This is a genomic window from Lacticaseibacillus camelliae DSM 22697 = JCM 13995 (assembly GCF_001436615.1).
GTDB classification, from domain to species: Bacteria; Bacillota; Bacilli; order Lactobacillales; family Lactobacillaceae; genus Lacticaseibacillus; species Lacticaseibacillus camelliae.
Genome location: NZ_AYZJ01000103.1, coordinates 1 through 338 on the forward strand (window position 1 = coordinate 1; position 338 = coordinate 338).

General features: G+C 54.1%; 1 pseudogene. It reads left to right on the plus strand.

The features are described 5' to 3' along the window. A pseudogene (locus tag FC75_RS12865) lies at positions 1-338 on the plus strand (hypothetical protein); the annotation flags it as partial.

Here is a 338-nt window from a genome sequence, read left to right on the forward strand (position 1 = left end):
GGGGCTAAGGGAGATACCGGAGCCAAAGGTGATACCGGCGAGAGTGCGTACGAGACCTGGAAGAATACGCCAGCAACTGAAGACCGCAACAGCGACGGCACTATCGATGATAAGGACAAAGATCTGAACAGCGATGGGACCGTTGATGACAACGACTTCAACCAGACGATCAAGGGCGACAAAGGTGACACAGGTGCCAAGGGTGACACCGGCGCAGCCGGCGAGAGCGCATATGAGACCTGGAAGAAGACGCCAGCAACTGAAGATCTCAACAGTGATGGCACTATCGATGATAAGGACAAAGACCTGAACAGCGATGGGACCGTTGATGACAACGA